The organism is Clostridium guangxiense (genome assembly GCF_021043395.1).
GTDB lineage: Bacteria > Bacillota > Clostridia > Clostridiales > Clostridiaceae > Clostridium_S > Clostridium_S guangxiense.
The window spans coordinates 1-6,357 of record NZ_JAJNKE010000074.1; the positions used below are offsets into that span (position 1 = coordinate 1).

Genomic DNA, 6,357 nt, shown 5'->3' on the forward strand with positions numbered 1-6,357 from the left:
TAATATTAATCCGCGAAAGTATAATATTATGTTTATTTTTATGAAAATGTGATATAATATATTTAAAAGAAGCCGTTGCGGTTTTTTAGTTTGGATGTTTTTATTGGAAAATGTGCTTATGTCAGTAGGCACATTTTATTTTTTTGATTTTTTATCTTCAGCGGTTACTGCGATTTCTGCGTTAATTAAGTCTTTAATGTTTGCTTTGCTCTTTAATTCTAATTTTTCTTTCTTATAAGTAGAATAGAAAAACATTCCAGCTATTATTAAAGCTGTTATACAAAACATTGCAACAAATACAAGTTTATCACTCAAAATCTGTCACCCCCTCTGCTGCCAATTAACCGCAACGACTCCTTTGCAAGAGAGCAAATCTGGAGGATGACAACTTAAAAACACTTTATTCTCTCATAAATATTATACCATATATTTCTACTAACTTGTAAAATATAATAAGAAAATTATAGTTCGTATTTTTCAGTTTCAGGAATTTCATGAGGCTGTGATCCTGGTATGGAACCTAGTAAAAAACAAAAAAATACTGAACAATATTTAAGGATACCTATAAATATTGTTCGGTAATGTTTGTTTGATGAATTATTACTTATATTTAGTTGCTTGTTTATAGCTTTATATATAACTATTTTAGTGGATTGAAAGGAGTAATTTTGGATAAAATTATTAATTCTCAAATACCAGGATTTTGATAAAAGAAACAGATTGATAATTTTTAAAATAAAGTAATTCCTGTTGCTATTATTCCGTTACTACAAATACTTCTATTAAAATATAAATATATTTACTAATACTATTGTAATACGATGTAATTGGTATTATAATAGTATCAAACATTGATAAGTCAAATTTCAATAATATAAAAATATAAAGAATGGAGGAATTATGAATAAGGAATTATTAAAAGGGAGTATTGATATTCTAATATTAGCTCTTAGTAATAGGAAAGATGTATATGGATATTTAATAGCAAAAAAAATCAAAGATTATACAAACTCTTTATATGAAATGGGAGAAGGAACGTTATATCCAGCTTTGAAAAGACTTGAAGAAAAAAATTTTTTGAATTCTCATTGGGGTGAAACCGGCAAAGGTGGACGAAGAAAATATTTTTCAATAACAGAACAGGGTAAAAAAGAGTTAAAGGAAAAATTAGATGATTGGAATGTTATTAATAAATTAATTCAGGAATGTATAAAGGAGGATAATAATGATTAATATTGGTCAGTATGTTGACAACTTAGTTAATCCTTTACAAATATCAAACAAGGATAAAGATGAATATAAATTTCAATTTATTGATCATATAAATTCTTTAAAAGAAGAATTTATAAAGAATGGTGTTTCGGAAGATAAGGCAGTAGAATTAGCCATAAAAAGGTTTGGAGATAGTGAAAATATAAAAGAATTTTTAGAAAGTAATAAAGTTTATTTGAAAAGTAGAACAAAAAAGATTATTTTAGTTGCAGCATTTGTATATTTGTTTTTTTTATTTGGTCATTATATAAAAATATCAAGTATTGAACCAAATTCGGGAAAATCTATTATATTAAATAGCTTAATACCTTTTAAATCATTAATTGGAATAATTAATGGAATAAGTTTATATGGTTTCAATATAAATTATATAGATTTACTTATAACCTATACAATTTTATTTATTCCAATTGGGATATTTACTCCGCTTATATTTAATTATTATAATTCGTTAAAGTCTAATATAAAAATGTATATTGTTTTTGTGGTTATTATACAAATAATAAAGTTAATATTTATTGGAAAAGTTTTTAATTTTGATTTTGCTATAATGAATTTAGTAGGGTGTATTATTGGATATATTATCTACACTACAGTGTTTAAAAAGAGATTATTCTTTAGTACAGATAACTAAAAGATAAACCAATACTTGTGTATTTACCTTGATTTATCTTTTAGTATATCATTTAGTCATATACTTCACCATAGCTATCTGTTGGAAAATCAACATTTTGATTACTTACTCTTAATTGGTAGCTACTTTGAGAAACATATAATGAACATTGCCTGCCTGAATCTGGGTTATTACCATTTATGTTAATACTATTATATACATGGTCAGAGAATAAACCTCTTTTTACAAGAGCATATTGAATACTAGCTGTTGTGTAGTTTGACCATTGTCTAAGGTTAAGTTTAAGATAACTACCTACGGTTGTACTAAAAGAACTTGAGTATTGAGTATCAGGACCGTAAGGATCACTTGAACTTAGTAAAAAATTCCATGTAGCTTTTCTTGAATAAGATGCAGGTGATATTGAATCTGTTTTAACTTTTATTTTTGTACCTTGTTCTAATACTTTAAATTGATCTTTTACAGGTAAATCAGCATTAATTTTAACTTTATAAGTGCCGTTATCTTTGCTCACACGAAATGGTATATAGTCTACTTCATTATTTTTAAATTTTACGTTTGCAAATAATATCGTAGAATTATCTTGTTGAAGTTGTCTGTCATCAACTGTAAAAGATTCAATTTGTTGATTAAGATCATTAAGATCTTCTACTAAAATTTGTTTCTTGTCAGAGATGTTAGCAGCTCGTGAGTCATCATAATAAGATAAAGCTTTTTCAATATCTTGATTCTTTATTGACGTTAGATAATTAGTTAGTGCAATTTGGACATTGTTAGTTTCAGTAGTTGTAGTAGGTGCAGCATGAACAGGTTTTGGTAAAAGCCCAATTGTTAAAATAAGAGATAAACTTATAATTGTTTTTTTAAAATTATTATGCATTTTTTATTCCTCCCTTTGATAAGTTACATTATATATTTTAACATATACTTAAATTATTTCAATAAATTTACTGTATTAAATTAATATTTATTGATAAAATTTCTATTTATATGTAAAAATAAGCTATATTATAAGTAACAATCCATAATATAACTCATCTAATGTTTGAAGGTGAAAGAAATCTGGCATTCGCAAATTTTTTACAATCAGTTATAAGTATCTAAAATAACATATTGATAAATAAAAAAATCAGCAGAGTATTAATTTGTAGTGATCTGCTGATTTTTTTATTCTTAAAATGCGTGTTTAACGTAATTAATTATAAACGGAATAGTATGTTACAGTTATTTATGAAAGTACTAGTTTTAATATTGACTATATTGTATATAAATGTTATATTATGTAAGAGGTGATAGAATGACACAAAAAAAGAAAAAATATTTAATGAATTTTATTATGGTTGTAATTTGTTTTGCTATGTCTGTTTTGCTATGTTTTTTTGTTTTTGATGATATATTTGTATTTATCTCTGGGTCACCTATTGGATTTATAGTTTTGAGAATATTTATAGCAGGTATTCTTTACATATTGCTAAAATGTATAATAAATAAAGAATTAAATGATAAACAGCTTCTATTTTTATTTATTACATATTCATTGCTAGTTATTAGTTTAACTTTATTTAAAACTCATGATTTGTCAACTCCAAGAGGGTATAATTTTAATCCACTTTCAATGTTCAAAGATTTGAATACAGTAAGTGGAGGAATTATGAGTGTTGGTAATGCTATTGCATATATTCCAATAGGTGTGTATATAAGAAAAACTGTAAGTAAAAAAAACAATGTCTTTTTAACTTTAGTTTTTTTAGTATATTGTACAAGCATTGAAATTTTACAGTATATAGCAAGTTGGGGAATTGCGGATATTGATGATATTATTTTAAATACACTTGGTTTTTATTGTGGTATAAAACTATTTGAATTTTATAAAAAACATAAAAAGGGAGATGCGTTATGAAGAGTAAAATTAAGATACTATGCTTAAGCTTATTTTTTGGTTTAGCAGTAATAGGTACTGCTTTTAAAACATATGCGTATAGTGGATTGCTAGATACTTATAAAGCCACAGGTGTTTCTATAGTTGGTTTATGGGAACAAGATTCGTGGACAACTTCTGGACATGCATATGTGGAACATTGGAATGATGAATTTCAATCATATGAAGATGGAACAGTTTTAGCGTTAGAATATCATGGCATGTTTGGTTATAGTTTTGTTAAAAATAGTGAGCAAACAGCAACAGGAGGAGGAGACGATTTAGTATTTAGCTTACCTCAATACGGAACATATAAATTTTATTTTAAAGCAGCACATAACTATAATAAAGTTGATTTTCATGGAAAAGTATGGGATTATAGGTAATGCTAATGTCATGTAAAATAATAACGTCAATATCATATAAAATTTTATTAAACAAATGAACCGTTTTTAAGATAAACTAAGCATGAATTTATTATTACGTATATGTTGCAAAATATCAGTAGGACATTATAGTTCTACTGATATTTTTTGTTCTCAATAAGTAATTTAAAGACAGAAAAACTTCATCCTAAAAACTAGAGAGATTCATTTTGTATATATAAATTCTTTCTGGAGATCAGAGGAAACTTCCACGATGTGTATTTCATAAAATCACAATTTAACGAATAATTTCTTGAAATTACAATTTAACAAATATGATGTTTGGACATACATTTTTCTTACTTTACAGCATATATATTATAATAAAAGAAACGTAAAGGAGACGTAACCTATGCCTAAAGTTAAGAAAAAAGCTACTAGGATTTATGTAAGTTTTAAGCAAACAACACGAGATATGAAATTATATACGTATGTTGAAGGGTTAGAGGAGAAAAGTGACTTTGTAAAAGATGCTATAGAATTTTATATTAAGCATTTAAAAAAGTCTAACCAAAGCGGCTAGACTTACTTAAAAACATGATAAAAACAATATACTGAAAGTGCTACACAAGCGATTTCGCCTATAGTTAATGCAGTAATCATAAATTATTCCCTCCACTATATTTTATTTTCTAATTATATTGTTCCCAATATTAAGTAATTTTATAAAGGTGATTAAGTGGACTTTTTAATTATTATTCAAAAATTTTTATGGTTTACATTAGGATGTTGCGGGATTTATGGTGCATATCTATGTCACACAAGCAGAAATAAACTAGCAACTGCAAAACTAGGAAAAATATTAGAAGGTGAGGGACTTCATATATCTAAAAATGCTTATACGAAAAATCATACTGTTATTGTAGCTCCAACACGAGAAGGTAAAACTACAAGTGTATTTATACCAAACTTGCTTGAAAATAATCTAAAAGGCAGCATTGTTATTGCAGATCCTAAGCAGGAGCTTTACGAAAAAACGCATAAATATCAAGAAAGCATAGGAAGAAAAACAATTCTTTACAATCCATTCGATATGAAAATACAATACAATCCAATTAAAAACTGCAAAAATGACCGAGAAATAATAGAAATTTCTCAAAATCTTTTAATAAATGGAGCACTTTCATATGAACTCCAAACTGGAAAAAAGTCAGGTGGACTAGAATGGATACAGAGCAGCCAAGGATTATTCACTGCGGCTGTTATGCTTACAAAAAACATTTCAAAGGCTTTAGATCTTATAATAAGCTCAAATCCAATAGAGCTAGACAGCGTGCTTTCAAATGCCAGTGAGAATATAGCATCTCAATATAACATTTTTAAAACATGTATAGAATCTCCGAAGACTATGGCAAGTATAAAAAGTACATTAGCTAGCAATCTCCAGCTATTTACAGATAAATTAGCAATAAACCGTAGTGATTTTACAGCTCAACAATTACGAGAACAACCAACAGCACTATATGTCTCGTATCCAGAAAACAAATCAAGCTACTTAGCACCGCTTATGGCATGTATTTATAGCCAACTTATTGAGCAGCTTACAGATATAAAAGGACTGTCAATTACATTCCTTATGGATGAACTTGCAAATATAGGATTAATCTCAAACTTTTCTACAATTTTAAGTACTGTAGCAAGTAGGGACATTACATTTTTACTGTGTTTGCAAAGCATTAGTCAGCTCGAACAAATTTATGGTCATTTCAATACACTATCAATATTAAACAATTGTAAAACAAAAGCAGTGTTACCAAGTCTTACAGATCTTCGAACCATAGAATATATTTCGAAATTGTGCGGAACAACGGAAGTAATAATCCAGGATAAAAAAATGACTAAGCAGCTATTTACTCCAGACGAAGTTAGAAGAATTGAAAAGGGTAAGATCTTAATCATTGAAGATAATATGTTACCTTTCGTTGATGAACAAAATATTTATTATGAGCAAGATAAATACATGGAGGCAGCAGATTAAATTAGTTTAAAGGTTTTTTATTTTATAAAACCGTACTAAGTTACGGTTTCCTCTTTGTGTAACGAAGGAAACCACTTGCTAAGCAAGTGGAAGAAAAAAGGCTTATGCCGTTGAGCAGAAAAAAACTCCT

The 6,357-nt window shown here is 27.2% G+C and carries 8 protein-coding genes; 6 read left to right on the forward strand and 2 right to left on the reverse strand.

The window, feature by feature from the left end:
• Positions 1-135: 135 nt before the first annotated feature.
• Positions 136-315, reverse strand: coding sequence for a hypothetical protein (locus LQK79_RS20390; RefSeq protein ID WP_231017715.1), 180 nt, complete (start codon positions 313-315; stop codon positions 136-138).
• A 585-nt stretch (positions 316-900) separates the two neighbouring features.
• On the opposite strand from LQK79_RS20390, the gene LQK79_RS20395 reads away from it, so the two are divergent.
• Positions 901-1,233: a PadR family transcriptional regulator gene (locus LQK79_RS20395; protein ID WP_231017718.1), complete on the forward strand. Its 333-nt coding sequence runs from the start codon at positions 901-903 to the stop codon at positions 1,231-1,233.
• Positions 1,226-1,906 (forward strand): VanZ family protein, encoded by a 681-nt coding sequence (locus LQK79_RS20400; protein WP_231017719.1) that lies wholly within the window; start codon positions 1,226-1,228, stop codon positions 1,904-1,906. Before LQK79_RS20395 ends, LQK79_RS20400 begins: the two co-directional genes overlap by 8 nt.
• Before the next feature lie 52 nt (positions 1,907-1,958).
• Here LQK79_RS20400 and LQK79_RS20405 read toward each other — a convergent pair whose 3' ends face one another.
• Positions 1,959-2,786, reverse strand: a complete 828-nt coding sequence (locus tag LQK79_RS20405; RefSeq protein WP_231017721.1) for a hypothetical protein — start codon at positions 2,784-2,786, stop codon at positions 1,959-1,961.
• Between the two features lie 417 nt (positions 2,787-3,203).
• On the opposite strand from LQK79_RS20405, the gene LQK79_RS20410 reads away from it, so the two are divergent.
• The 4 genes from LQK79_RS20410 (at position 3,204) to LQK79_RS20425 (ending at position 6,227) form a co-directional block, all read left to right on the forward strand.
• Entirely contained in the window at positions 3,204-3,806 is a 603-nt protein-coding gene (locus tag LQK79_RS20410) for a VanZ family protein (protein WP_053242403.1), read from the forward strand.
• A complete protein-coding gene (locus LQK79_RS20415) occupies positions 3,803-4,210 on the forward strand; it encodes a hypothetical protein (protein WP_231017722.1) in 408 nt (135 codons plus the stop codon). Before LQK79_RS20410 ends, LQK79_RS20415 begins: the two co-directional genes overlap by 4 nt.
• Before the next feature lie 391 nt (positions 4,211-4,601).
• Positions 4,602-4,772, forward strand: coding sequence for a hypothetical protein (locus LQK79_RS20420; protein WP_198150050.1), 171 nt, complete (start codon positions 4,602-4,604; stop codon positions 4,770-4,772).
• Between the two features lie 156 nt (positions 4,773-4,928).
• Positions 4,929-6,227, forward strand: coding sequence for a type IV secretory system conjugative DNA transfer family protein (locus tag LQK79_RS20425; protein ID WP_231017724.1), 1,299 nt, complete (start codon positions 4,929-4,931; stop codon positions 6,225-6,227).
• Positions 6,228-6,357 lie beyond the last annotated feature (130 nt).

What these genes read in the sequence shown, in the direction of transcription:
- LQK79_RS20395 (WP_231017718.1), top strand. Translation starts at nt 901, where the DNA reads ATGAATAAGGAATTATTAAAAGGGAGTATTGATATTCTAATATTAGCT.
- LQK79_RS20400 (WP_231017719.1), top strand. Translation starts at nt 1,226, where the DNA reads ATGATTAATATTGGTCAGTATGTTGACAACTTAGTTAATCCTTTACAA.
- LQK79_RS20405 (WP_231017721.1), bottom strand. Translation starts at nt 2,786, where the DNA reads ATGCATAATAATTTTAAAAAAACAATTATAAGTTTATCTCTTATTTTA.
- LQK79_RS20410 (WP_053242403.1), top strand. Translation starts at nt 3,204, where the DNA reads ATGACACAAAAAAAGAAAAAATATTTAATGAATTTTATTATGGTTGTA.
- LQK79_RS20415 (WP_231017722.1), top strand. Translation starts at nt 3,803, where the DNA reads ATGAAGAGTAAAATTAAGATACTATGCTTAAGCTTATTTTTTGGTTTA.
- LQK79_RS20420 (WP_198150050.1), top strand. Translation starts at nt 4,602, where the DNA reads ATGCCTAAAGTTAAGAAAAAAGCTACTAGGATTTATGTAAGTTTTAAG.